Annotated in this window: 21 protein-coding genes; 5 read left to right on the top strand and 16 right to left on the bottom strand. The window is 62.0% G+C overall.

Annotation, left to right across the window (positions count from 1 at the left end; translation table 11 throughout):
- Positions 1-44: 44 nt before the first annotated feature.
- From ACSMDR_RS03460 to ACSMDR_RS03450, 3 genes are all read left to right on the top strand, one after another.
- Positions 45-809 carry a substrate-binding periplasmic protein gene (locus ACSMDR_RS03460; protein WP_005895229.1) on the top strand — a complete coding sequence of 255 codons (765 nt, stop codon included), beginning with the start codon at positions 45-47 and terminating at the stop codon, positions 807-809.
- 168 nt (positions 810-977) lie between these two features.
- Complete coding sequence (btuC, locus tag ACSMDR_RS03455; protein ID WP_005895232.1) at positions 978-1,985, top strand: vitamin B12 ABC transporter permease BtuC; 1,008 nt, start codon at positions 978-980, stop codon at positions 1,983-1,985.
- Positions 1,969-2,748 (top strand): ATP-binding cassette domain-containing protein, encoded by a 780-nt coding sequence (locus tag ACSMDR_RS03450; RefSeq protein WP_436467034.1) that lies wholly within the window; start codon positions 1,969-1,971, stop codon positions 2,746-2,748. Before btuC ends, ACSMDR_RS03450 begins: the two co-directional genes overlap by 17 nt.
- Positions 2,749-2,834: 86 nt before the next feature.
- Here ACSMDR_RS03450 and ACSMDR_RS03445 read toward each other — a convergent pair whose 3' ends face one another.
- Positions 2,835-3,902 carry a 3-deoxy-7-phosphoheptulonate synthase gene (locus ACSMDR_RS03445; protein WP_005895238.1) on the bottom strand — a complete coding sequence of 356 codons (1,068 nt, stop codon included), beginning with the start codon at positions 3,900-3,902 and terminating at the stop codon, positions 2,835-2,837.
- A 144-nt stretch (positions 3,903-4,046) separates the two neighbouring features.
- Here ACSMDR_RS03445 and ACSMDR_RS03440 point away from each other — a divergent pair, with 144 nt between their 5' ends.
- Positions 4,047-4,427, top strand: a complete 381-nt coding sequence (locus ACSMDR_RS03440) for a diacylglycerol kinase (RefSeq protein WP_005895241.1) — start codon at positions 4,047-4,049, stop codon at positions 4,425-4,427.
- A 71-nt stretch (positions 4,428-4,498) separates the two neighbouring features.
- Here the strand turns inward: ACSMDR_RS03440 and ACSMDR_RS03435 are convergent, their stop codons facing one another.
- Positions 4,499-4,636 carry a hypothetical protein gene (locus tag ACSMDR_RS03435; protein ID WP_005895244.1) on the bottom strand — a complete coding sequence of 46 codons (138 nt, stop codon included), beginning with the start codon at positions 4,634-4,636 and terminating at the stop codon, positions 4,499-4,501.
- Between the two features lie 193 nt (positions 4,637-4,829).
- Entirely contained in the window at positions 4,830-6,332 is a 1,503-nt protein-coding gene (mltF, locus tag ACSMDR_RS03430; protein ID WP_040318946.1) for a membrane-bound lytic murein transglycosylase MltF, read from the bottom strand.
- Positions 6,333-6,482: 150 nt separating this feature from the next.
- Between mltF and purL the strand changes: the two genes are divergently transcribed.
- Entirely contained in the window at positions 6,483-10,367 is a 3,885-nt protein-coding gene (gene purL, locus ACSMDR_RS03425) for a phosphoribosylformylglycinamidine synthase (protein WP_436467032.1), read from the top strand.
- Positions 10,368-10,442: 75 nt separating this feature from the next.
- On the opposite strand, the gene nuoN is transcribed toward purL, so the two are convergent.
- From nuoN to ACSMDR_RS03360, 13 genes are all read right to left on the bottom strand, one after another.
- The gene (gene nuoN, locus ACSMDR_RS03420; protein WP_436467031.1) at positions 10,443-11,906 is read right to left on the bottom strand and encodes an NADH-quinone oxidoreductase subunit NuoN; all 1,464 of its coding nucleotides are present in this window, start codon (positions 11,904-11,906) and stop codon (positions 10,443-10,445) included.
- A 46-nt stretch (positions 11,907-11,952) separates the two neighbouring features.
- Positions 11,953-13,470, bottom strand: a complete 1,518-nt coding sequence (nuoM, locus tag ACSMDR_RS03415) for an NADH-quinone oxidoreductase subunit M (RefSeq protein ID WP_436467030.1) — start codon at positions 13,468-13,470, stop codon at positions 11,953-11,955.
- Positions 13,471-13,543: 73 nt separating this feature from the next.
- Positions 13,544-15,391, bottom strand: coding sequence for an NADH-quinone oxidoreductase subunit L (gene nuoL / locus ACSMDR_RS03410; RefSeq protein ID WP_436467029.1), 1,848 nt, complete (start codon positions 15,389-15,391; stop codon positions 13,544-13,546).
- The gene (gene nuoK, locus ACSMDR_RS03405) at positions 15,388-15,696 is read right to left on the bottom strand and encodes an NADH-quinone oxidoreductase subunit NuoK (RefSeq protein WP_436467028.1); all 309 of its coding nucleotides are present in this window, start codon (positions 15,694-15,696) and stop codon (positions 15,388-15,390) included. Before nuoK ends, nuoL begins: the two co-directional genes overlap by 4 nt.
- A 70-nt stretch (positions 15,697-15,766) precedes the next feature.
- The gene (gene nuoJ / locus ACSMDR_RS03400; protein WP_436467027.1) at positions 15,767-16,318 is read right to left on the bottom strand and encodes an NADH-quinone oxidoreductase subunit J; all 552 of its coding nucleotides are present in this window, start codon (positions 16,316-16,318) and stop codon (positions 15,767-15,769) included.
- 9 nt (positions 16,319-16,327) lie between these two features.
- Positions 16,328-16,870, bottom strand: a complete 543-nt coding sequence (nuoI, locus tag ACSMDR_RS03395) for an NADH-quinone oxidoreductase subunit NuoI (RefSeq protein ID WP_436467026.1) — start codon at positions 16,868-16,870, stop codon at positions 16,328-16,330.
- A gap of 7 nt (positions 16,871-16,877) precedes the next feature.
- Positions 16,878-17,846: an NADH-quinone oxidoreductase subunit NuoH gene (nuoH, locus tag ACSMDR_RS03390; RefSeq protein WP_436467025.1), complete on the bottom strand. Its 969-nt coding sequence runs from the start codon at positions 17,844-17,846 to the stop codon at positions 16,878-16,880.
- Positions 17,843-20,605, bottom strand: coding sequence for an NADH-quinone oxidoreductase subunit NuoG (gene nuoG / locus ACSMDR_RS03385; RefSeq protein ID WP_436467024.1), 2,763 nt, complete (start codon positions 20,603-20,605; stop codon positions 17,843-17,845). The genes nuoH and nuoG overlap by 4 nt, the downstream gene beginning before the upstream one ends.
- A 74-nt stretch (positions 20,606-20,679) precedes the next feature.
- Positions 20,680-22,065, bottom strand: a complete 1,386-nt coding sequence (gene nuoF, locus ACSMDR_RS03380; RefSeq protein WP_436467023.1) for an NADH-quinone oxidoreductase subunit NuoF — start codon at positions 22,063-22,065, stop codon at positions 20,680-20,682.
- A gap of 73 nt (positions 22,066-22,138) precedes the next feature.
- Complete coding sequence (nuoE, locus tag ACSMDR_RS03375; protein ID WP_436467022.1) at positions 22,139-22,675, bottom strand: NADH-quinone oxidoreductase subunit NuoE; 537 nt, start codon at positions 22,673-22,675, stop codon at positions 22,139-22,141.
- 61 nt (positions 22,676-22,736) lie between these two features.
- On the bottom strand, positions 22,737-24,542 hold the full coding sequence (nuoC, locus tag ACSMDR_RS03370) for an NADH-quinone oxidoreductase subunit C/D (protein ID WP_436467021.1): 1,806 nt from the start codon (positions 24,540-24,542) through the stop codon (positions 22,737-22,739).
- Positions 24,543-24,544: 2 nt separating this feature from the next.
- Complete coding sequence (locus ACSMDR_RS03365) at positions 24,545-25,219, bottom strand: NuoB/complex I 20 kDa subunit family protein (protein WP_436467020.1); 675 nt, start codon at positions 25,217-25,219, stop codon at positions 24,545-24,547.
- A 29-nt stretch (positions 25,220-25,248) separates the two neighbouring features.
- Complete coding sequence (locus ACSMDR_RS03360) at positions 25,249-25,653, bottom strand: NADH-quinone oxidoreductase subunit A (RefSeq protein ID WP_005899419.1); 405 nt, start codon at positions 25,651-25,653, stop codon at positions 25,249-25,251.
- Positions 25,654-25,842 lie beyond the last annotated feature (189 nt).

Here is a 25,842-nt window from a genome sequence, read left to right as displayed (position 1 = left end):
TCTAAGGTATTTTTAGCGAACCATCTCAACGAGGAAAGCAGGGAATGTTCAAGTGGAGCTGGCTATCTGTTGTCCTGATATGGGCCAGCCTGGCGCAGGAGGCGCAAGGGTTACCGGACGGTCAGGGGGCACCCGCCATGTTGACGGTCGCGACTGACGTCTGGCCCCCGTTTCGAATACTCAAGAGCGATGGCAGTTTCGAGGGACTGGATGTGGATATTCTGGCGGCCTTGGCGCGCCACATCGATGTGCCCATCAAGGTCGAGCGGTTCCCCTGGGGACGCGCCTTGCACCGGATGCAGACTGGCCAGGTCGATCTCATGATAGGGCTGGCCAAGACCCCGGAGCGCACCGTCTTTATCGATTATCTGCAACCGGCTTATTATCAGTGTCGGCCCGCGTTCTATGCCGAGCCGCTGCTCGCCGCCCAGATCCGCCGCTACGGGGACTTGGCCCACCACGAGGTGGGCTATGTGCTCAAGTCGGTCTACTTCAGCCCTTTCGATGGCGACAGAGCCCTGGAAAAGCACGGGGTGGCCACCGAAGAGCAGCTGCTTGGCATGGTCTCGCGGGGACACCTGCCGCTGATGATTGGCACGGATTGCCAGGTTGATTACGCCCTGAGCCGCGCCAACCCGGCGGGCCTCATCAAGACGCGCTATCGCCCGGATAAACCGGTCACCCTTTATCTGGGCATGAGCAAGCACTCAAGGGCCCAGCCGCTCAAGGGCAAGCTGGAGGCGGCCTTGAGCGAGATGGTGGCAAGCGGCGAGATTGGCCGGTTGGCCGAAAGGTACAAGCCCCGCTGAGCTGGCCCAACGGGTGCAACGCTACTCTCCCGAGCCTGGCGCGGATGCCAAGACCCCTTAGCGGGTTCTTGACCACATGGCCCTCTGCCTTGCTATCATGGCGGCCATGATGAGGGGCCTTATCGATCCCCTCGGTTTTGGTCCACAGACTTCTGCCCGGGATACGCCTTGTTTACCACCTTGATCGCCCGCCAGCGCCGCTGGCAGCGGGGCCTGCTGCTTGGCCTGCTCTGCCTGACCCTGTTGCTGTTTCTACTGTCGCTCTGCGTCGGTGCCTTCATGGTGTTGCCTTGGCAGCCGCTGGGGGCGCTGGAACAGCAAATTTTGCTGGAACTGCGGTTGCCCCGCGCCCTGCTTGCCCTGCTGGCAGGAGCCTCCCTGGCCTGTGGCGGCGCCGTGTTGCAGGTCATGCTGCACAATCCGGTGGCCGAGCCCGGTCTGCTTGGGGTATCAAGCGGGGCTGGACTTGCCGCCATGGTCGCCATGGCGCTGGCCAAGGGCGCCGACATGGCGCTGCCGGGCTGGGCCCTCTCCCTGGCAGCCTTCGGCGGCGCCCTGCTGGTGACTATCCTGCTGCTGCTGGCTGCCCGGCGTGCCCACCTGGGGCACGCTCGCCTGCTCCTGCTTGGGGTGGCGATCGGCATACTCACCAACGCCGTGATGACCTGGCTGATGTATTTCGCCGACGATGGTTCAGTGCGCGAGTTCATGTTCTGGATGATGGGCAGCCTGGCCTATGGCAGTCAGCAGCTCGGTTGGTGGTGGCTATTGATGCCATTGACCCTGCTCTGGCTGATTGGTCAGGGCCGGGCGCTGCAGCAGCTGTTGCTGGGGGAGACCCAGGCCCGCCTGATGGGGCTGGATGTGCATCGGCTGCGCGTACGCCTGGTGTTGGCAGTCTGCCTGCTGACCGGACTCGCCGTGGCATTGTGCGGCGTCATCGGCTTTGTCGGTCTGGTGGTGCCCCATCTGCTGCGTCTGTGCGGGGTGAGCGATCAGCGTTTCTTGCTGCCAGCCTCTGCCCTGGGGGGCGGCGCCTTGCTGCTGGGGGCGGATCTCAGTGCCCGGACTCTGCTGGCGGCTGGGGAGCTGCCCATCGGAGTGGTGACCGCCTCGGTCGGCGCCCCCCTCTTCATCTACCTTCTGCTCAGGCAATCCCATGACCAACCCCGTTGATGACAAGGCGCTGCTCTGCGCCCGGCAACTGAGCCTGACGGGCCGATTGGCACCGCTCTGCCTCGATTGGCAGGGCGGCCAGCTGGTGGCCCTGCTCGGCCCCAATGGCAGCGGGAAATCGACGTTGCTCGGCGCTCTGGCCGGTCTGCTCCCCGCCGCAGGCAGCATCACCCTGGCAGGGGAGGATCTGGCTTCATTGAACCTGCATGATCTGGCAAGACGCCGGGCCATGCTGCCCCAACGCCAGCCCCATCTGTTTCACACCCCGGTGTTCTCGGTGTTGGCACTGGGTCTGGGGGCGTCTGGCGCCGTCAGTCGGGCTGCCCGGGAGACCATGACAGCCCTCTGCCTGGCCCTGGAGCTCGATAGCCTGCTGGCACGGGATTTTAGCCAGCTTTCGGGGGGAGAGCAGCAGCGGGTATTGATTGCCCGTACCCTGTTGCAGGTCTGGCCAGGACTCAATCCCGAGGGGCGGCTGCTGTTGCTTGATGAACCCTTGGCTGGGCTGGACTTGCACCATCAGCTGGCGCTGCTGCGCCTGCTCAAGTCGGTCAGTCGCCAGGGATTGCTGGTGGTGATGGCCATTCATGACATCAATCTGGCCATCGACTGGGCCGATCGCCTGCTCTGCCTGCAAGGGGGGGACATGGTGTGTGAAGGGGGCGTCGAACTCATCGATGAGGCGTTGCTGGAGCAAGTGTTCCAGATCAAGACCGATCGCATCGAGGCGGCCGGCCGAGTCTGGTTTATGCCGAGTATGTAGCGGGCCGCCGGTCGCGCAAGAGAAAGGGGCAGGTGTCCGTGACACCTGCCCCTTTGCGTGGCAACTCATCGCGCCTGGCGCGGCCGTTAGCGCAGGTTTGCCTTGCTGATCCGCACCTGGGCCGCCTCGGCCAGCATGGCCAGCAGGGTTTCGGTGTCATCCCAGGAGAGGCAGGCATCGGTGATGCTCTGGCCGAAGGTGGCCGCGCAACCGTTCTCCACGTCCTGACGTCCTTCCACCAGGAAACTTTCGGCCATGATGCCGGCGATGCCAGTGCGGCCACGGCGCAGCTGATCGCAGATATCCTGCGCCACCAGCAGCTGGCGACGATGATCCTTCATGCTGTTGCCATGGCTGAAATCCACGACCAGCCGCTCGGGCAGATTGACCTTGGCCAGGGCCTCGCAGGCTTCATCCACGCTGGCGGTGTCGTAGTTGGGCCTGTGGCCGCCACGCAGGATCACATGACCATAGGGGTTGCCCGCGGTGCGATAGATGGTCATCTTGCCGTCTTTATCCGGCGAGTAGAAGATGTGGCTGTGGCGGGCTGCGCGCACCGCATCGATGGCGATGCGCGTGTTGCCGTCGGTGCCGTTCTTGAAGCCAACCGGGCAGGAGAGGGCGGAGGCCATCTCGCGGTGTACCTGGGATTCGGTGGTGCGCGCGCCAATGGCGCCCCAGGTGATCAGGTCGGCGATATACTGACCGGTCACCATATCGAGGAACTCGGTGGCGGTGGGCAGGCCCAGGGCGTTGATGTCTGCCAGCAGCTTGCGCGCCAGCTTGAGTCCTTCATTGACGTCGAAGCTGCCGTCCAGGCGCGGATCGTTGATGAGCCCCTTCCAGCCGACAATGGTGCGCGGCTTTTCGAAGTAGGTGCGCATCACTATGCACAGTGTTTCTTGGTATTGGTCGCGCAGGGCATTGAGCCGGGTGGCATATTCCAGGGCGGCGATGGGATCGTGGATGGAGCAGGGACCCACCACCACCAGCAGGCGCTGGTCGTTCCCGGCCAGTATGGCCTCGACGTCGCGGCGGGCATTGAGCAGGTTCTGGGCGATCGCATCAGTAATGGGGAAGGCGCTGGCGAGTTCGCTCGGGGTGATGAGGGACTCCAGGCGTCGGGTGCGCAATTCATCGGTGTGAATGGACATACAAACTCAAGTCTCGAGTGGGTGGCATAGCCACAGGCGGCGAAAAAAGCAAAGAGATAAAATAAAGCAAAACCCTGTCGATTGAAACCTTGAGCGGCTCTGATAGGATGTGAGGCCATTTCATCCCTACCCGAGGTAGTTTTTGTGGCAAAACCTGGCGCGACCGGTCTGACCCGTATCATCAATGCAACCGGCTATAGCATGAAGGGGCTGAAATCGGCCTGGCTCAACGAGGCCGCCTTCCGCCAGGAGCTGGTATTGATCCTGCTGTTGATGCCGCTTGCCTTCTGGGTCGGGGGTGATCTCAACCAGATACTGTTGCTGATCGCGGTGAGCTGGCTGGTGGTGATTGTTGAGGTGCTCAACTCGGCAGTAGAGGCGGTGGTGGACCGGATAGGCTCTGAGCATCATGAGCTCTCTGGGCGAGCCAAGGACTTGGGCTCAGCTGCCGTTTTCCTCGCGCTGGCGTTGAATGTCGTGGTGTGGGGCGCGCTGGCGGGGCGTAATCTGCTCGGCTGGTGGTAAGCCTGCGAACACGGCTAGCAAAGAATAAAGGCGCCTGATGGCGCCTTTATTCTTGGTCCGGTTTGGCTGACTCACTCTGCGATGAGCAGGGTGTAGGAGCGGTTGCGGCGCCAGATCTTGCGTTTGGTGTCATTGAGCTTGAGTTTGCGTCTGGGGCTCCAGCCGCTCTTTGTCGCTTTGACCAGACGGATCTTTCTACGTTTTTGCATCTTGGTCTCCTCCTTAATGGCATGACAGGCCGGTGGCCGTCAGGCGACATCATTGGAACTTAAGGGTGGAGCCCATCTGAAAGTGCTGTCTGCTATCTCGACCTGGGGTGTGTGAGGGACAAAAACAATTTCGGATAGGCTCCGATGTGACAGGATGATAGCAGGCTTGCACGGGCTTAGACAGACGCTTGATTCAGCCTTGTTCGGCACCCGTGATCCGGCTCACTACCTCGGCGATGGGGCTGGGGTGGGATGCCTCGTCGCTGGCGGGTTCACTGTCATCCTCATCCAGCTCCTCACGTCGTTGGGCCTTCTGCTGTTCGTTGTCGAGCCAAAGCAGGCTCTGGTAGTACTGGCGCACGTTGTTGACGTAGTTGCGCGCCTCGCCGCCGCGGGCATAGCCGTAACGTACCTTGCTGTGCCAGCGGGCCTGTTGCAGCAGCGGCAGCACTTCCTTGACGTCTCCCCAGCTGTCGGGATCCTTGCCCAACTGCTTGGTGAGCCGCCTGGCATCCATCATATGGCCATAGCCGATGTTGTAGGCGGTGAGGGCAAACCACACCTTCTCGTCGTCGGGTACCGAGTCCGGTACCTTGTCGATCATCAGCTTGAGGTAGCGGGCGCCCCCCTCGATGCTCTCCTCGGGATGGGTTCTGTCCTTGACTCCCATGGCCTTGGCGGTGTTTTCGGTCAGCATCATCATACCGCGCACCCCGGTATAGGAGCGGGCATCAGGATCCCAGTGGGACTCCTGATAACTGATGGCGGCCAGCAGGCGCCAGTCAATCTCCAGGGCATGTTGCTTGAACAGCTCCTGATACTTGGGCAGCAGCTCCTTGGCCCGGCGCAGGAAGGTGCGGGTATCGACAAAATCGAAGTTCTGCACATGGCCAAAATACTTCTCGTCGAGCTTGGCAATGGCGCCATCCATGAAGCGTTGGCCGAAGAAGTCGATGACACCGGCATAGAGGCTGTCATCGGGCAGCCGGTTCATGACCCAGGCCACGGTCTGGCTATCGGAGAGGGTGAGTGCCTCGGCAAGCTCGGGGTAGTAGCGCTGGGTGCGGGCCAATACGGTATTTGGCACTATGGTGTAGTCAATTTTCCCCTCGGCCAGCATCTTGAGCAGATCGTCGGTATCCGACTTGGGGTCGGCTTGCCAGCTGAGCTTGGGGTGGGTCTTGTGAAATGCCTTGAGTAGATCTTCGCCACTGGATCCCTTGGCTACCACCAGCTTGCCGTCTATGTCATCCAGGCTGCGCGGGCGCCGGGAACCATTGCGATAGACCAGCTTGGGAGAGACCTGGTAGAAACCGGGGCCGAAACGAAATTGGGCGCGACGTTCAGGGGTGACGACGATGGCGGCGGCAACGAGGTCCAGTTTGCCACCCTCAAGCAGCCCGACCAGTTCAGCACTGGTGTTGACTGGAATGATGGTCAGTTTGACGCCGAGCCAGTCGGCAAAAGATTGAGCCAGCTCGTAATCGTAGCCGAATGCGGTGTCGTCTCTCTGGTAATAGGAGGTGGGTCCATACAGGGTGCCGACCCGGATCTCGCCTCGCTGACGGATCTGCTCCAGCTGGCTGGAGGGGGTGTGAAAGTCACAGCTGGCGAGGAGCAGCGTCATGATCACGGCGAGAAATAGTCGAACAATGTGGCGCAAGTAGGCGAGTACCCTTGTTGAAAAATTCGGCATTTGTCAAAAAAGAGGCTCCTTTATACCAGAGAGTCCGAGACGAGTCACACCGGCGCGGTGGATAAAAACGTTTGTCCGGCAGGGGAGGGATCCCTATAATACGCGCGTCTCAAATCCCCCCACACATTAAAACTTGGTGAGAAAGGTCATATGGAAATCTTGCGAGGTGCGCCTGCACTGTCTGAGTTTCGTATCAACAAGTTGCTGCAAAGCTTCGCGCACAGAGGACTCGAGATAAGCAGTATCTATGCCGAATATGTGCATTTTGCCGAGTTGTCGGCCCCGCTCACGGATGCTGAGCGAACGACACTGGGACGGTTGCTGCGCTACGGCCCGACTATCCCCGAACACGCCCCCAGCGGCCAACTCTTCCTCGTCACCCCCCGTCCCGGCACTATCTCCCCCTGGTCTTCCAAAGCAAGCGACATCGCCCACAACTGCGGCCTGACTCGGGTCAAGCGGTTGGAGCGTGGTATTGCCTACTATGTGGAAGGCGAGTTCGATGCTGCCCAGCGCGCCGATATCACCGCCCTGCTCCATGACCGCATGATGGAGACGGTGTTCAGCGCCCCTGAACAGGCGAGCGCCCTCTTTGCCCATCAGGCACCGCGTCCCTTCACTCAGGTGGACGTACTGGGTGGTGGCCGCGCCGCGCTGGCTGAGGCCAACATGGCGCTCGGCCTGGCCCTGGCCGAGGATGAGATCGACTATCTGGTGGAGAACTTCACCAAGCTTGGTCGCAACCCCAACGACATCGAGCTCTACATGTTTGCCCAGGCGAACTCCGAGCACTGTCGTCACAAGATCTTCAACGCCGACTGGACCATAGATGGCGAGCGCCAGCCCAAGTCGCTGTTCAAGATGATCAAGAACACCTTCGAGCAGACCCCGGACTATGTGCTGTCTGCCTACAAAGACAACGCCGCCGTGATGGAAGGGAGCCAGGGTGGCCGCTTCTTCCCGAGCAGCAAGGGTGAGTATCAGTATCACCAGGAGCGCGTCGACATCCTGATGAAGGTCGAGACCCACAACCACCCGACCGCCATCTCCCCCTTCCCCGGAGCCGCTACTGGCTCCGGTGGCGAGATCCGCGACGAGGGCGCGACCGGACGCGGTGCCAAGCCCAAGGCCGGCCTGGTCGGTTTCTCCGTCTCCAACCTGCGCATCCCCGGTTTCGAGCAGCCCTGGGAGCAGGATTTCGGCAAGCCGAGCCGCATCGTCAGCGCCTTTGACATCATGCAAGAAGGCCCGCTCGGCGGTGCCGCGTTCAACAACGAGTTCGGCCGTCCGGCCCTGCTCGGTTACTTCCGTACCTTCGAAGAGCAGGTACCCAGCCACAACGGTGTCGAAGTACGTGGCTATCACAAGCCCATCATGCTGGCCGGTGGCCTTGGCAACATCCGCAGCGAGCATGTGCAAAAGGCGGAGATCCCGGTGGGCGCAGCCCTGATCGTACTGGGTGGCCCGGCCATGAATATCGGCCTGGGCGGCGGCGCGGCATCGAGCATGGCCTCCGGCCAGTCCGCCGAGGATCTGGACTTTGCCTCGGTACAGCGCGACAACCCCGAGATGGAGCGTCGTTGCCAGGAAGTGATCGATCGCTGCTGGCAGCTGGGGGATGAGAACCCCATCGTCTTCATTCACGATGTGGGTGCCGGTGGCCTCTCCAACGCCATGCCCGAATTGGTCAATGACGGTGAGCGAGGTGGTCGTTTCGATTTGCGTGCCATCCAGAGCGACGAGCCGGGCATGAGCCCGCTGGAGATCTGGTGCAACGAATCCCAGGAACGCTACGTACTGGCGGTTCCTCAGGAGAAGCTTGCGCTGTTCCAGGCACTGTGCGAGCGCGAGCGCGCCCCTTATGCCGTGATAGGTACCGCCACCGCCGAGCCGCATCTCACGCTGTCCGACAGCCACTTCGACAACCAGCCTATCGACCTGCCCCTGGACGTCCTGCTCGGCAAGGCGCCCAAGATGCACCGCGATGTGCAGAGCCTGCCTGCCCAGGGCAAGGCCCTGATGCTGGATGGCGTGACGCTGTCTGATGCCGCCGAGCGGGTACTGCGCCTGCCGACGGTCGCGGAGAAATCCTTCCTCATCACCATTGGCGATCGCACCGTGACCGGTCTGGTCAATCGCGACCAGATGGTCGGCCCCTGGCAGATCCCGGTGGCCGATTGCGCCGTCACCGCCGCCACCTATGACAGCTATCACGGCGAAGCCATGTCCCTGGGTGAGCGCACCCCGGTGGCACTGCTCTCCCACGCAGCCTCTGCCCGCATGGCGGTCGCCGAGGCGCTCACCAACCTGGCACCGGCTCACATCGGCTCCTTGAAGCGGGTCAAACTCTCCGCCAACTGGATGTCTGCCGCCGGTCACCCTGGCGAAGACGCCGGCCTCTATGAGGCGGTCAAGGCAGTGGGTGAAGAGCTCTGCCCGGCCCTTGGCATCACCATTCCGGTCGGCAAGGACTCCATGTCCATGAAGACCCGCTGGCAGCAAGATGGCGAGGAGCGCAGCGTCACCTCGCCGCTCTCCCTGCTCATCACCGCCTTCGCGCGGGTCGAGGATGTGCGCAACACCGTCACGCCGCAGCTGCGTACCGACTTGGGCGAAACCGACCTTATCCTGATTGACCTTGGCAACGGCAAACAGCGTCTGGGTGCCTCCGCCCTGGCTCAGGTCTATCGTCAACTGGGCGACAGCGCGCCGGATCTTGACAATCCGACTCAGCTCAAGGGCTTCTTCAACGCCATCCAGGCGCTGGTGGCCGATCGCAAGATAGTGGCCTACCACGACAGATCCGACGGTGGTCTCTTCGTCACCTTGACCGAAATGGCTTTCGCCGGTCACTGCGGCCTCGACATCCAGCTCGATCGCGTCGGTGGTGAGCTGCTGCCAGCCCTGTTCAACGAAGAGCTGGGCGCTGTCATCCAGGTGCGCCGAGTCGACAAAGAAGCCGTCATGACACTGCTGGCGGGTCACGGTCTGGCCGCCTGCGCCCATGTCATCGGCAGCGTCGACGACCAGGACAGCCTGCGGTTCAGTCGCGCCGGGCAAGAGGTCTATCGTGCCAGCCGCACCGCCCTGCGCACCCTCTGGGGTGAAACCAGCTGGCAGATGCAGCGCTTGCGTGACAACCCCGAGTGTGCCGATCAAGAGCATGCCGCCCGTCAGGATGCGACCGACCCGGGTTTGCAGGCTCGCTTGAGCTTCAACCCCGCCGAGGATGTGGCCGCGCCCTATATCGCCCGCGGGGCTTCTCCCCGTCTGGCGGTGTTGCGCGAGCAGGGGGTCAACTCCCATGTGGAGATGGCCGCCGCCTTCGACCGTGCCGGTTTCACCGCCGTCGATGTGCACATGAGCGACATCCTTGAGGGACGCATCGCACTGGACCAGTTCCAGACTCTGGTCGCCTGTGGCGGTTTCTCCTACGGTGACGTGCTGGGCGCCGGTGAAGGTTGGGCCAAGTCCATCCTGTTCAATGAAGGGGCCCGCGAGCAGTTCCAGCGCTTCTTCGAGCGCGCCGACACCCTGTCCCTCGGCGTGTGCAACGGTTGCCAGATGATGTCCAATCTGCGCGAGCTTATCCCGGGGGCCGACTTGTGGCCGCGCTTCGTGCGCAACCGCTCCGAGCGCTTCGAAGCCCGCTTCAGTCTGGTGGAAGTGCAGGATTCACCCTCTGCCTTCTTCGCGGGCATGACCGGTTCCGTGATGCCCATCGCCGTCTCCCACGGGGAGGGACGAGTGGAGCTGCGTGATGCCGCGCATCTGAGTGCACTTCAGGCCAGCGGCCTGGTGGGGCTGCGTTTCGTGGATAACCGGGGCATTGTCACCGAACAGTATCCGGCCAACCCGAACGGCTCGCCAGATGGCATCAGCGCCGTGACCACGACTGACGGTCGCGCAACTATCATGATGCCGCACCCTGAGCGGGTGTTCCGCACCGTGGCGAACTCCTGGCACCCGGACAACTGGGGTGAGGATGGCGCCTGGATGCGGATGTTCAGAAACGCTCGCGTGCGTCTGGGTTAATCCCGGCCAAGTGCGTAGCACTCAGTCAAAAACCGGCCATGATGGCCGGTTTTTTTATTGCTCGCTCGGAGGGGGCTAGTGCAGCGCCAGCTTCTCGAAGCCCTGCACCAGGCTGATGACGGGTTGGGGGTAGATGCCCATGGCCAAGACGATGATGGCGGAGAGCAGCACTACCAGCCCCCCGGAAGAGAAGGCCCAGTCGGCCTTGGCATCGCGCACAGGCATGCCGGGTTCGCGCAGGTAGAGGGTGACCATGACGCGCAAGTAGTAGTAGAGCCCCAGGGCGCTGCCAAGCACGATGGCGCCACAGAGCCACCACAGCTGGGCATCGACCGTCACCCCGATGAGATAGAACTTGCCGATAAAGCCCAGGGTCATGGGGATACCCGCGAGGGAGAGCATCATCACCGTCATGACGGCGGTCAGGTAGGGGCGATGCCAGAACAGGCCCCGATAGCTGTGCAGGGCGTCCGCATCCTTGCCGCTGTAGGGGCTGGACATCATGCTGATGACCCCAAACGCCCCCAGGCTGGTGAACAGATACATCAGCAGGTAGACGCCGGCGGCCTCCACCGGGATCTGGCCGAGGCGGCTTGCGACCACCACCGCCAGCAGGTAGCCGAAGTGGGCGATGGAGGAGTAACCCATCATCCGCTTGATGTTGGTCTGGATCAGCGCCAGCAGGTTACCCACCAGGATGGAGAGCACCGCCATGGCCGCCAGCAGCCAGTGGATCATGGGATCCGAGGTGGCCGGCACCGCCAGGTAGAAGCGCAGCAAGACGCAGAACACGGCAATCTTGCTGACGGTGGCAAGGAAGGTTGCCACCGGGGCCGGCGCCCCTTCATAGACATCCGGGGTCCAGAGGTGGAAGGGGGCGAGCGACAACTTGAAGGCGAAGCCGACCAGCATCATTCCCAGGCCGCCCATCAACAGCGGCTGGTGAGCGGGGCTGGTGGCGAGCGTCTGCCCGAGATCATTGAAACTCAGACTGCCCGCCTGGGCATAGAGCAGTGCCATACCAAACAGCAAGAAGGCGGTTGCGGCGGCGGAGAGCACCATGTACTTGATGCTCGCCTCCAGGGAGTGGCGTTCGCGATAGGCGTAGCCGACCAGGCCGAACATGGGCAGAGTCAGCATCTCTACGCCGATGAACAGGGAGGCGAGATGACGGGAACCCGCCAGCACCAATCCACCGGCGGTGGCGATGAGCAGCAGCAGGTAGAACTCTTCCCGGTTGTCCGGATAGCCCTTGAGCCAGGAGTGACCGAAGGTGCAGGTGGCCAGGGCGCCAATAAGCACCAAGCCCATGTAGAAGACAGCGTAGCTGTCTATCTGCAGCAATGGGGTCACTCCTTGATCCCCCTGCGCCATGACCAGGGGCAAGGAAAAGAGGGCCAGGTTCAGGCCTATGATGGTCACCACGAAGGCGGTGTCATCGCAGCGCCGCCAGGCGATGGCCAGCATCAGGGCCACCATGGCCCCTGTGGTCAGCAGCAGCGGCAGCAGTGCCAGCAGTTGAGCTGCGGTAAACGTCATGACAGTGCTCCTGTAATGGACAAGGAAGGCAGCAGAAGAGAAGTCATCATTGCAGAGCTCCTGTGGCCGGCAGCGCATACCAGTGCAGCACGCTCAGCAGGCTGCTGCTGGCGGTATCGAGCACAGGCTGGGGGGAGAGGCCGAGCAGCACCAGCAAGCCTGCGATGGTGAGCATCATGGTCAGCTCGCGACTGTCCAGCCCCTTGAGTACCTGCTCATCCCTGGAGGGGCCGAAGCAGGCCCGTTGCAGCATGATCAGGGAGTAGACCGAGGCCAGCACCAGGCCGAAGGTGGCGATGACGGTGATGATGGGGGCCACTTGATAGCTGCCGATGAGGATCAGAAACTCGCCGACGAAGTTGCCGGTACCCGGCATGCCAAGGGAGGCCACCGAGAAGAACAGCATCACCCCTGGCAGATAGCGCAGCCGCCCCCAGAGGCCGCCCATCAGGCGCAGATCCCGGGTGTGCAGACGCTCGTAGAGCTGACCGCACAGGATGAACAGACCGGCGGCGGAGAGGCCGTGGGCTATCATCTGCACCACGGCGCCTTGCATCGCCAGCTCGCTGCCTGAATAGATGGCGATCACCACGAATCCCATGTGGGAGATGCTGGTATAGGCCACCAGTCGCTTGATGTCGGTCTGGGCAAAGGCGAGCAGGGCGCCGTAGAGGATGCCGACAAGCCCCAGCAGCATGGCGTAGGGGGCGAACTGGGCGGACGCCTCCGGGAACAGCGGCAGGGTGAAGCGCAGCAGGCCGTAGGCGGCGGTTTTGAGCAGGATGCCTGCCAGATCCACCGAGCCCGCGGTCGGCGCCTGACTGTGGGCATCGGGCAGCCAGCCGTGCAAGGGCACCAGCGGCATCTTGACCGCGAAGGCGACGAAGAAGCCCAGCATCAACAGCCACTGCACGGTTTCGCTCATCGGGGTATGGAGCAGGTCGAGGTAGTTGAAGGTGAAGACGCCGGTGGCGCTGTGATGAGTCAACACCAGCCCCAGAATGGCGACCAGCATGATGAGGCCGCTTGCCTGGGTGTAGATGAAGAACTTGGTGGCCGCGTTGATCCGGGACTTGCCATTGACCCCTGAGTGGCCCCAAAGGGCTATCAGGAAGTACATGGGGACCAGCATCATCTCCCAGAAGAAGAAAAACAGGAACAGATCCACCGCCATGAAGACGCCGAGCACCCCCCCCAGGATCCAGAGCAGGTTCAGGTGAAAGAAGCCGATGCGCTGCACTATCTCCTTCCAGGAACAGAGGACCGCCAGCACGCCGATAAAGCTGGTGAGCATCACCATCAAAAGCGACAGACCATCCACCGCCAGGTGCAGGGAGATGCCAAAGCGGGGGATCCAGGGCAGCTGCCACTCGGCAACCCAGACGGGCGTCCCCTGAGCCAGCATGGAGAAGTCACCACCGAGCCAGATGGCGCCCGAGATCAACAGACAGGCACTCATCGACAGCAGGGCGACCCAACGGACGAATTGTCCGCCGAGCCGCTCCATCTGCCAGCAGAGCAAGCCGCCGATAAAAGGAATGAACAAGATCCAGAGTAAGGTCACGATATCAGCTCTCGTCTATTTGCTAATCACTTGCAGGCCGTGGCCATGCGGCGAGTTCAGGGGCTGCATGGAGTCAGCCGAGCAGTAGCAGGGCCAGGATCAGGGCCGCGCCCATTCCCATAGAGGCGGCATACCAGCGCAGCTTGCCGGATACAGTCCAGGCCAGCAGCTGGTGGCCACCCTGGGCCAGCACGGCTGGCAGGTTCATCATCCTATCCAGCGGATCCTTGCCAAGCAGGCGGGTCATCAACAGGTATGGCTTGACCCAGATCCAGTCATAGAGCCAGTCAAATCCCCAGGCATTGAACCAGAGGCGGCTGAGCAGACGTCCAGGCCCGCTGGAGGCAATCTTGTTTGCCAGGTGACGCTCCCCGAGAAACAACAAGGCGGCCAGGGCGATGCCAGCGATGGCGATGCTGCCTGAGAGGATCTCCAGACTGTGGCGTCCCTCCTCTATCTGATCCCCAGGCCCTGCTGGCAGCACCCCCGCCAACGGCGGCACTATCAGGGCGCCTATGGTGGTGGATAGCACCATCAACACCAGCAGCGGCAGGTGATGAGCCACCCCCCTGCCGGGATGGGCCTGGGTCTGCTCCTTGCCGTGGAAGGCGATGAAGATGAGGCGGAAAGTATAGAGGGAGGTCATGAAGGCGCCCAGCAGACCGGCCCAGAGCAGGGCGCTCTGACCACTGGCCTGCACCTGCCACAAGATGGCGTCCTTGCTGTAAAAACCGGCGGTGACCAGCGGCAGGGCGGCCAGGGCCGAGCCCCCGACCAGGAAGCAGGCATAGACCAGTGGCAAACTCTTGCGCAGGCCCCCCATCTTGAAGATGTTCTGTTCGTGATGAGTCGCATTGATCACGGCCCCGGCACAGAGGAACAAGAGCGCCTTGAAGAAGGCGTGGGTCATCAGATGGAAGATGGCCCCTTGCCAGGCACCAACCCCGAGGGCCAGAAACATGTAGCCTATCTGGCTCATGGTGGAATAGGCGAGGATCCGCTTGATGTCGGTCTGCACCAGGGCGGCGAAACCGGCCAGCACTAGCGTGATGGCACCGACCAGCGCCACCAGTTGCAGGATCTCCGGCGCCAGCAGGAAGAGGCCGTGGGTGCGGGCAATCAGGTAGACACCGGCGGTCACCATGGTCGCGGCGTGGATCAGCGCCGAGACCGGGGTCGGGCCTGCCATGGCGTCCGCCAGCCAGGTCTGCAGCGGCAACTGGGCGGATTTTCCGACAGCGCCACCGAGCAGCATCAGGCAGGCCAGGGAGAGAGCAGGGGATCCGCCCGCCAACATCACGGGGGCGCGCACCAGCAGCTCGTGGATGTTGAGGGTACCCAGCTCCCGGTAGAGGATGAAGAGGCCGATGGCGAGGAAGACGTCACCCACCCGGGTCACCACGAAGGCTTTGAGTGCCGCCGCGCCGTTTTTACGATCCTGGTAGTAGAAGCCGATCAGCAGATAGCTGCACAGCCCGACCCCTTCCCAGCCCAGATACACAAACAGCAGATCATCGGCCAGCACCAGGAACACCATGCTGGCGATAAAGAGGTTGGTGTAGGCGAAGAAGCGGGAATAACCCTCTTCCCCACGCATGTACCAGGAGGCGAACAGGTGGATGAAGAAACCCACCCCGGTCACCACCCCCAGCATGGTGAGCGACAGACCATCCAGCGCCAGGCGGAAGGTCGGCTGAAAGCTGCCCACCGACATCCACTGCCACAGCGTCTGATGATACACAGCCCCAGCGGGCAGGGTGTTCAGGAAGTCTATGCCAACCCACAGCGTAGTCAGGGCGCAGAGCCCTATGCTGCCCACGCCGATGATCGCCGAGCTGTGCTCGCCGAATCGCCCCAAGGAGAAGGCCAGCAGCAGCCATCCCAGCAGCGGAAACAGAAAAGTCAGGTATAAGAGGCTCATCCACGCATCTCGCTCACAATGTCGACATTCAGGGTCTGATAACGGCGATAGAGCTGCAGCAGCAGGGCTAGGCCGACGCTGGCCTCGGCCGCGGCCAGAGAGATCACCAGTATGTACATGATCTGGCCATCGGGTTGACCCCAACGGCTACCCGCCACCACGAATGCCAGGGCGGAGGCGTTCATCATGATCTCGATACTCATCAGAATAAAAAGCAAGTTGCGGCGGATCAGCAGGCCGCACAAGCCGATGCAGAACAGCATGGCTGCCAGCAGCAAGCCATGCTCCATAGGAATACCGTTCATCGGCATCCTCCTTGCGGTATTGGCAATAACGTCGGCAGCAGGCCGTCATGGTTCACCGGCGAGACCCTCTTCATGACTGTCCTCCTTCATGAGGCGGGCGAGAGGCACTTTTGGGGAGTGAAAGCACGTCACCGCTCTTGTCTTCCCGGCCCAGGTGATAGGCGGTGACCAGACCGGCCAGCAAGAGGATGGAGGCCAGCTCCACCGCCAGCACATAGGGGCCGAACAGGGCGATACCGACCGCCTTGGCGTCTACGTCGACAAGCCCCAGTTCTCCCCCTGTCACGGCCAGAATGCCGTGGGCCAGAAAGCCAAGCAGAATGAGGGAGAGCAGGGCTGGGCCTCCCCAGGTTTTGGGGGTGAGCCAGTGCCTCTCCTGAGCCTGGGAAGAGCCAAGGTTGAGCATCATCACCACGAACACGAACAGCACCATGATGGCACCCGCATAGACGATCACCTGCAGGGCACCGGCGAAAGAGGCGCCCAGGCAGAAGAAGATCATGGCCACGGCGATGAGCGAGATGATGAGGTTGAGCAGCGCATGCATGGGGTTGCTGGTGCTTATCACCCGCAGCGTGCTGTAAACGGCGACCAGGGCCGCGGCATAGAATGCCAGTTCCATGATTGACTCCTAGGGCAGCAGGCTCTTGACATCGATGGGTTTGGCTTCGTGTTCGGCGTCCCCTTTGGGTTTGCCGTCGATGGCCATACCGCTCATGCGGTAGAAGTTGTAGTCCGGGTACTTGCCGGGGCCGCTGATCAGCAGATCCTCCTTCTCGTACACCAGATCCTGGCGGCGATACTCGCCCATCTCGAAATCCGGCGTGAGCTGGATGGCGGTGGTGGGGCAGGCCTCTTCACACAGGCCGCAGAAGATGCAGCGGGAGAAGTTGATGCGAAAGAACTCCGGATACCAGCGGCCATCGTCTCGCTCCGCTTTTTGCAGCGAGATGCAGCCGACCGGGCAGGCCACGGCGCAGAGGTTGCACGCCACGCAGCGCTCGTCACTGTCCGGGTCGCGGGTCAGCACGATGCGGCCGCGAAAACGGGGGGCGGCATAGACCTGCTGCTCCGGGTAGCTCAGGGTCTCGCGGGGGCGCCAGGCATGGGAGAAGACCATCCCCAGACTGCGCAGTTGGGTGCCAACACCCTTGATAATGCTCGTAATTTTCATAGGTGCCTCACTGCACGTTCATAAGCACGACGGCGCCGGTTACCAGCATATTGAGCAAGGTAAGCGGCAAGCAGACTTTCCAGCCAAAGGACATCACCTGGTCAAAGCGCGGGCGGGGCAAGGAGGCCCGCAGCAGGATGAAAAACACCATGAAACAGGCGGTCTTCAGGGCAAACCAGATGAAGGGCGGCAACCAGGGGCCGTGCCAGCCACCAAAGAACAGGGTCACGATGAGCGAAGAGATCAGCACTATGCCGATGTACTCGCCCACGAAGAACAGACCCCATTTCATGCCTGCGTATTCGATGTGATAACCGTCGGCGAGCTCCTGCTCGGCCTCCGGCTGATCAAAGGGATGGCGGTGGGTGACGGCGACGCCGGCAAACAGGAAGGTGATAAAACCCAGGAACTGGGGCACTACGTTCCACAAGCCGGTTTGGGCCTCGACGATCTCCCGCAGGTTGAAGCTGCCGGTCTGGATGACTATGCCCATCAGGGAGAGCCCGAGGAACACCTCGTAGGAGAGGGTCTGGGCCGAGGCGCGCAGGCTGCCGAGCAGGGAGTATTTGTTGTTGCTCGACCAGCCGGCGAACAACACGGCATAGACCGCCAGCCCTGCGATGGCCAGGATGTAGAGCAGCCCCACGTTGAGATCCGCCACCCCCCAGGTGGGGGTGATGGGCACCACGGCAAACGCCAGGATAAAGGCGGTGAAGGCGATGATGGGGGCCAGCACGAAGATCCGGCGATCGGCGAACGGCGGGATCCAGTCCTCCTTGAAGAACATCTTGACCATGTCGGCCACCAGTTGCAGCAGGCCGAAGGGGCCTACCCGGTTGGGGCCGTATCTGTCCTGCCAGAGCGCCAGCAGGCGGCGCTCGATGAAGCTCATGAAGGCGCCTGCCCCCACTATGCCCAGCAAGACGACAAGGGCCTTGCCGACGGCTATCAGCAGCTCGATAAGCTCGTTGCTCATGCAATGGCCTCCTGCAAGTCACTCACATAGCACCGATGCAAGGCGGTCGGCAGGCCATGGGCCCCCAGGGGCAGGCCGAGCAGCCCGGGGGTCAGCCTATCGCTCAGCCGCAGAGTCAGTCGCCAGTGGTGACCACCCCAGGAGAGCGCGACCAGGCTGCCAGCCGGGAGGGCAAAGCGGGTGGCGTCGATCGGATTGAGGATCAGTTCGGGCTGCGCCATCCGCGCCTGGATGACGGGGCTCTTGGCGGAGAGCTCTTCCCCGCCAAATAACTGCTCATAGCTCACTACTTGCAAGGCATCCTGCGCGCAGAAGGGGGCCGGGACAGTGCCAAACCAGCCGAGGGACTCGGTACCTTCAGCCTGCGGGTCACCTGGCTCCAGCAGACGGCGACCGGGATTGCCAGCGCGCAGGTTGCCGCCCACTTCATCCTGGAATTTGTTCCAGGCGGAGGGGGAGTTCCAGCCCGGCGCCCAGGCGAAGGGCACCTGTGACTGGGGTTGGCGGGTACCGGAGAAACCTTCCATGGAGAAGCTGAAGGGAGAGTCTGGATCTTGCGCGACCCGGGGCTCGCTCACGTCCTGATCCGCCAGCATGGAGGTGCGGCCACTGTAACGGTTGGGTTCGCGGGCTATCTTCATGCCGCGGATGCGCAGCCCGGCATTGGGGGCGGCCTCCAGCATGGCGCCAAGCAGGGGAGCACTGGCGGCACAGTCTCTGCTCACCTGGTCGAAATGCTCCCAGCGCAGGGGTTTTCTATCCAGTGCCCCTTGCAGGGCAGCCAGCCAGCGCCAGCTTTCGCGTACCTGGATGTCGGCGTCGTAGAAAGCGGGGACATAGACCTGGAAAAAGCGCTGGGCACGACCCTCCATGTTGACCAGGGTGCCGTCGGCTTCGGCGAAGCTGGCGGCGGGCAGTACCAAGTCTGCTTTCTGAGCGGAGCCTGTATCTTGATGATCGATGACCAGCAGGTGTTGCAGGCGAGTGAAGGCGGCATCGATGCGATTGCGAGGGGCGCGGCGATAGAGATCGTTCTCCAGGATGATCAGTGCCAGCGGCGCCATCCCTTCGATGTGATCCAGCGCCGCTTCCAGCGGGGCCGCTGACGAGGCCAGCATGGTCAGCCCTAGGCTGTTGGCCTCCGACGCCACCAAGGCCAGATTGACATCTGGTGCGCGGCTCTTGAGGGCGCGAGCTATGTTGCTGGCTGCCTCAAGCAGCGCCTGGCAGCGGGCGCCGGAACCTGCGATGACCAGCGGTTTTTTGGCATTGCCGAGCAGCGCTGCCCAGCGGACCGCCTGCGCCTGCTGTTCGGGGGGGAGATCCACGACGGCGGGGGCCTTGCTATCAAGCTGGTGGGCGATGGCAAAACCGAGGCGGGCCTGATCGGCGTGGGGGGCATGCAGTTTGTCGGCCGCCACATCGTCCAGACGAGTACTGTCCAGACTGGTGATGAGCAGCGGGTAGCGGTCGTTCTGCGCCAGGGTCTGCACCGCGGCAACCTGCCACAAGTCCACCTTCAGCTTGCGGGCTATCTCCCGTCCCTTGCCTTGGACCGCCTGACGCAGGGCCAGGCTGATCCGGGCGGCGCTCATGGTGACATCCTCACCCAGCACCAGGATGGCATCGGCCTCTTCCATGTCCCGCAGGCTGGGGGTACGAATGCCACCGTATTGAAATATATGGAGCATCTTTTGCAGGCACTCCCATTCGCTCTGCTCGACGCCGCAATAGAAGTTGTCGGCCCCGACCAGCTCGCGCAGGGCGAAGTTGCTCTCCAGCGACGCCCGCGGCGATCCTATGCCGATGACGGCGCTTGCGGTGCGCAGCGCATCGGCGGCGCGGTTCAAGGCTCCATCGACCGTGATCGCCAGCTTGTTACCATCCTGCTGCTCTTTGTCTTCACGCAACAGCGGCTGGCGCGGACGATCGGCGAGATTGACATAGCCATAGCCAAAGCGGCCGCGATCGCAGAGGAAGTAGTGGTTCAGCGCGCCGTGGAAGCGGTTCTCGATGCGGCGCAGCTCGCCGTAACGTTCCCCCGGGCTGATGTTGCACCCCACCGAACACTGCTGGCAGATGCTGGGGGCAAACTGCATGTCCCACTTGCGGTTGTATCGCTCGGAATGAGTCTTGTCGGTGAACACCCCGGTGGGGCAGACCTCCACCAGGTTGCCGGAGAACTCGCTCTCCAGAGTGCCATCCTCGACCCGGCCGAAGTAGAGGTTGTCGTGGGCGCCGTAGACCCCCAGATCCTCGCCGCCAGCGTAATCCTTGTAGTAGCGCACGCAGCGATAGCAGGCGATGCAGCGGTTCATCTCGTGGTTGATGAAGGGGCCGAGTAGCTGATTCTGGTGGGTACGCTTGGTGAAGCGGTAGCGGCGGCTGTTGTGACCTGTCATCACCGTCATGTCCTGCAGGTGGCAGGCGCCCCCCTCTTCACAGACCGGGCAGTCGTGGGGATGGTTGGTCATCTGCCACTCCACCACGCTCTTGCGAAATGCTCTCGCCTCTTCGTCCTCGATGGAGATGTAGCTGCCATCGGTGGAGGGGGTCATGCAGGACATGACCAGCCTGCCGCGCTTGTCATCGGCATTCTGATACTGCTTGACCGCGCACTGGCGGCAGGCACCGACGCTACCAAGCGCCGGGTGCCAGCAAAAATAGGGGATGTCGAGACCCAGCGACAGACAGGCTTGCAGCAGGTTGTCCGCCCCGTCTACCTCGTACTCTCTACCGTCTACATGAATGGTGGCCATACAGCTTCCCTGCATCAATGAGATAAAATCCGTGACTCGTAGCAGCACAATGCCTCTTTGCCTTCAGCCGGGGGTTACCAGCGTTCGCCCAGCAGATTGGGTTGAATCCCTTTGAGCCGCGTGTGGTTATCTTGTGGCCCCTTGATACCTGCCTCGAACTCGGCTCTGAAATACTTGAGGGCACTGCCAAGGGGCTCGACGGCGCCGGGGGCGTGGGCGCAGAAGGTCTTGCCCGGGCCCAGAAAACTGACCAGTTGCTCCAGGGTGGCGAGATCGCCGGGCTGACCTTCGCCGTGCTCCAGCGCGCGCAGCAGCTTGACGCTCCAGGGCAGCCCATCGCGGCAAGGGGTGCACCAGCCGCAGGATTCGCGGGCGAAGAACTCCTCCATGTTGCGCAGCAGGGAGACCATGTTGACGCTGTCATCCACCGCCATGGCGAGCCCTGTGCCCATGCGGGTACCGACCTTGCCGATGCCACCGGCATACATCTGGGCATCCAGGTGTTCGGGCAGCAGGAAGCCGGTGCCGGCGCCCCCTGGTTGCCACGCCTTGAGACGGTAGCCTGGCTTCATGCCACCGGCATAGTGCTCGAACAGCTCGCGGGCGGTGATGCCAAAGGGCAGCTCCCACAGACCCGGGTTATTCACCTTGCCGGAGAAGCCCATCAGCTTGGTACCGTGATCTTCCGAGCCTGGCAGCGCCATCCCCTGATACCAGGCCACACCGTTGCCGATGATGGCGGGCACGTTGCACAGGGTCTCGACGTTGTTGACGCAGGTGGGCTTGCCCCAGATGCCGCTGACGGCGGGGAAGGGTGGCTTGGCGCGCGGGTTGGCGCGCCGTCCTTCCAGGGAATTGATGAGCGCAGTCTCTTCACCGCAGATGTAACGCCCTGCGCCGGTATGGACGAACAGCTCGAAGTCAAAGCCCGAGCCCAGGATGTTCTTGCCGAGCAAGCTGGCGGCCTTGGCCTCTTCCACCGCGCGGCGCAGGTTGATGGCGGCATCGACATATTCGCCACGCAGGAAGATGTAGCCACGGTAGGCCTTGAGGGCCCGGGCACTGATGATCATCCCCTCGATCAGCAGATGGGGCAGTTGCTCCATCAGCAGCCGGTCTTTGTAGGTGTTCGGCTCCATCTCGTCGGCGTTGCAGAGCAGGTAACGAATGTTCATGCTCTCGTCGTTGGGCATCAGGCCCCACTTCACCCCGGTGGAGAAACCGGCGCCGCCGCGCCCCTTGAGGCCGGCGTCCTTGACGGTGCCGACGATGTCAAGAGGGCTCATCTGACTCAGTGCTTTGCGGGCCGCATGGTAGCCTTGCTTGCTCTGGTATTCGTCCAGCCAGACCGGCTGGCCGTCGTCGCGCAATCGCCAGGTGAGCGGATGTGTATCTGGGGCACGGGGGGTGCGATTGGCAGTGCCAAAAGAGGCCAGAGTCTTGTTTGGTTGCAGGCTCATGGACATAGATTGCCCTCCAGGGTCTTGAACTGGCCGCTTGTATCTGATCTACGGGAGAGGCACGAGTCAAGGCTCATGGGTAGGCCTCCAGTGTTTTCAGCAGACCAATGGCATCAAGCCCGCCATAGGTGTCGTCATCGATCATCAGCACCGGTCCCTTGTCGCAGTTACCGAGGCAGCAGACCGGCAGCAGGGTGAAGCGGCCGTCGGCCGAGGTCTGGCCGGGAGCAAGGCTCAACACCTCTTGCAAACCGGCCAGCAACAGTTCATGACCGTTGATGAAACAGACCATGCTGTCACAGATCCGGATGATGTGACGCCCGACCGGCTGGCGGAAGATCTGGCTATAGAAAGTGGCGACCCCTTCCACGTCGCTGGCGGGGATGCCCAGCTCGGCAGCGATGGCGTGAATGGCACCGTCCGGTACCCAGCCGCGCGCCTGCTGCACAATTTTGAGCGCTTCTATGCTGGCGGCGCGGGCGTCTTCGTAGTGGTGCGTCTCATGTTCGATAGCATCGCGTTCGGCCTGGCTCAGGGTGAACCCGCCCCCCTGGCATAGGCGCGGTCCCTCTGGTGTCTGGCTGTTCTGGCACTGACGTTGCTGGCTCATGGCATAACCTTTTGTGGCTTGTTCTTGTTGTCGTGTAACGGGTCTTGGTAACAGCCGTTACTCAACGGTCCACATCCGACATAACGAAATCGATACTGCCCAGGTAGACGATGAGGTCCGACACCATCTGGCCACGGATCACCGAGGGGATCTGTTGCAGGTGAGCAAAGCTCGGGGTGCGGATCCGGGTCCGGTAGCTCATGGTGGAGCCGTCGCTGGTCAGGTAGTAGCTGTTGATCCCCTTGGTCGCCTCTATCATCTGGAAGGACTCGGCGGCCGGCATCACAGGCCCCCAGGAGACTTGCAGGAAGTGGGTGATCAGGGTCTCGATGTCTTGCAGGGTGCGCTCTTTGGGCGGCGGCGTGGTGAGGGGGTGATCCGCCTTGAAGGGCCCTTCCGGCATGTTCTTCATGCACTGGGTGATGATCGCCAAGCTCTGGCGGATCTCCTCGATGCGCACCGTGGCGCGGTCGTAGGCATCGCCGTTGCTGCCCACCGGCACCTCGAATTCGAACTGATCGTAGCCGGAATAAGGGCGCCATTTGCGAACATCGAAGTTGAGGCCGGTGGCCCGCAGACCCGCGCCCGTGGTGCCCCAGGCCAACGCCTGCGTTGTGGTGTAGGCGGCAACGCCTATGGTACGGCCGCGCAGGATGCTGTTACGCATGGCCGCTTTCTCGTACTCCATCAGCCGCTTGGGCAGCCAGCTCAGCAGGTTGTCCTGGATGAGTCGTGCCCAGCCGACTGGCAAATCATGGGCCACGCCGCCGATGCGAAACCAGGCCGGATGCATGCGCGCCCCCGTGATGGCTTCGATGATGGTGTAGATCTTCTGGCGGTCGGTGAAGGTGAAAAAGACCGGCGTCATGGCGCCCACGTCCTGGATGTAGGTCCCAAGGAACAGCAGGTGGCTCTGGATGCGGAACAGCTCCGCCATCATCACCCGGATCATGTCGACCCGGTTGGGTACGGTGATCCCTGCCAGCTTCTCGACCGCCAGCACATAGGGCAGGTTGTTCATCACCCCGCCCAGGTACTCGACCCTGTCGGTGTAGGGGATGTAGCTGTGCCAGGACTGGCGCTCGCCCATCTTCTCGGCACCGCGGTGGTGATAGCCGATGTCGGGCACGCAGTCGCGGATCTCTTCCCCGTCGAGCTGCAGCACCAGGCGGAAGGCGCCGTGTGCTGAGGGGTGGTTGGGGCCGAGGTTCAAGAACATGTAGTCCTCGTGCTCATTGCCCCGGCTCATGCCCCACTCTTCGGGCTTGAACCGCAGGTTGTCCTGCTCCAGATCCTGTTTGACCGCATCGAGCATGAAGGGATCGAACTCGGTGGCCCGGGCCGGGTAGTCCTTGCGCAGCGGGTGACCCTGCCAGCTCTTGGGCATCATGATGCGGGTAAGATGGGGGTGACCGTCGAAGGCGATGCCCATCAGATCCCAGACTTCCCGTTCGTACCAGTTGGCGTTGGGGAACTGGTTCGTGATGGTCGGCAGCGTCAGGTCGCTCTCTTTGAGCGGCACCTTGAGCATCACATCGGCGTTTCGGTCGATGGAGAGAAGGTGATAGAAGACAGTAAAATCGCTCTGGGGCAGACCATCGCGATGGCTGCGCATCCGCTCATCCGTGGCGCTCAAGTCATACAACATCACGAAGGGGGAGGGGATCTTGCGCAGGAAGCCGATGACATCTTGCAATAATTCCCGGGAGAGCCAGAGCACCGGCACGCCGGTCCGGGTGCTCTGCACCGTGAAGCGTTCAGTACCGAAATGGGCAAAGAGTTCACCGACCACTTGGGTATCCTGGTGATCGGCGGTTTGCCACTGGGCCATGGTGTCGTTACGGGGGAAATCTCGCGTCAATTTCATGGTCAGATCTCATCCGGCGTGCGCAGATTGGTGACTGCTATCCGCTCGCCGCGTTTTCGATCCTTCTCGGCTGGCATCTCGGGGCGGTAGATCCCCTGATCGCCCACGGTCCAGGAGAGAGGGCGGCGCTCCTTGCCGATGGAGTCTTGCAGCAACATCAGGGCTTGCAAGAAGGCCTCGGGGCGAGGCGGGCAGCCGGGAATATAGACGTCGACCGGCAGAAACTTGTCCACCCCTTGCACCACGGAATAGATGTCATACATGCCACCCGAGTTGGCGCAGGCACCCATGGAGATGACCCATTTTGGCTCGAGCAGCTGTTCATAGAGGCGCTGAATGACGGGGGCCATCTTGATGAAGGGAGTGCCGGCGATCACCATGAAATCTGCCTGGCGTGGCGAGGCTCGAATGACTTCGGCTCCGAAGCGGGCCACATCGTGGGGAGAGGTAAAGGCGGTACACATCTCCACGTAACAGCAGGAGATACCGAAGTTGTATGGCCAGAGGGAGTTCTTGCGTCCCCAATTGACCGTGTCTTGCAGCACCTCCTCAAGCCGCCCCATCATGATGCCGCGGGTCGCCTGTTGCGCCAGTGGATCATCCACGGTCTGGCGCTGTTCCTGGGGGTAACGCTCAACGGGCGCGTCTGGGTCAATTCGAGTCAAGACATACTTCATGGTGCAACCTCAAAGGGAGAGTCAGTCATTCAGTCTGGCTTCTTGTCAGTCAGGCCCGTTTTCTTCGGGGCCCAGTCGAGGGCGCCGATACGCCACAGGTAGACAAGGCCTACCAGCAACAGCGTGATAAAGATGGCGGCTTCGATGAAACCGACCCAGCCAGTCTCCCGGACGGAGACGGACCAGGCGAAGAGATAGAGAGCCTCGACGTCAAAGATGACGAAGAACATGGCAACCAGATAAAACTTGGCGGAAAAACGTAGACGGGCGCTGCCGACAGAGTCGATCCCTGATTCGAAAGGCTGGTTTTTTGCCCTGCCGTAGGCGCGCCCCCCCAACAAGGCAGCCAATCCGATCATGGCCAGACAGAGGCAAATGGCCGCAACCACATAGACGGCAAAAGCCCAATGCTGGATAGCGACATCAGCAAACATATAGGTTTTCCCTAACAAAATTAATTATGTGAGACAACAACCCTGTCACGCAGTATGGCACTTTCATACTGATTTATATGTCATTGTTCAGGTTGTTTATTAATCAGCCCAGGGAGATGTTGCTTTTTGCTACGGGAGTCAAACTTCTAGCCAGAGAATGGTTTTTAATCGTTCATAAAAGCCGAAAAG

It is taken from the genome of Aeromonas molluscorum (assembly GCF_051376105.1).
GTDB lineage: Bacteria > Pseudomonadota > Gammaproteobacteria > Enterobacterales > Aeromonadaceae > Aeromonas > Aeromonas molluscorum.
Note: the sequence above shows the minus strand (reverse complement) of the source record. Positions and strands in the feature narration are given on the sequence as shown.